The sequence below is a fragment of the Vibrio sp. 811 genome, assembly GCF_033339195.1.
In genome coordinates, this window is sequence record NZ_JAWOUB010000888.1 from 1 (window position 1) to 532 (window position 532).

Annotated in this window: 1 protein-coding gene; it reads right to left on the reverse strand. The window is 48.1% G+C overall.

The window, feature by feature from the left end; genetic code table 11:
* On the reverse strand, positions 1–532 hold a 532-nt coding region (locus tag R7Q46_RS29955), incomplete at both ends, for a GspE/PulE family protein (RefSeq protein ID WP_318078690.1).

Consider the following 532-nt stretch of genomic DNA (forward strand, 5'->3'; position numbering starts at 1 on the left):
CAGTAGCTCAGGCGGTAAACCCGATTCTTCTAATGGACGTAAGCCTGACGACTGGTTAAGCAGACGCATTACGACCGATTCACCGTACTGAGTCGGTAACGTCGACATACGAATATCAATCGATTGACCACGAACTTTGATGTTGAAGCGACCATCTTGTGGCAGACGCTTCTCAGAAATATCCAAGTGCGCCATCAACTTAAGGCGTAATACCAATGCAGAAGCGATGTTCACTTCGTTCAGAATGGTTTCATGTAGCACACCGTCGACACGCTGGCGTAAACGCAGGACTTTATCGTCTGGTTCGATATGGATATCCGATGCACCAACTTGCACCGCGTCTTCAAACATCGAATTAACCAGCTTTACAACGGTGACTTCTTCACTGTCAGCTTCATCGATGCCATAGTCAAAGCTTTGTACGTCTTGGTGCTCGGCTTGTAACTGCTCAGCAAAGGACGCGATCTCTTTGGTACGGCGGTAGTAACGGTCGAAACTGCTGATCAACTGACGCTCAGAGGCAATGATGAAC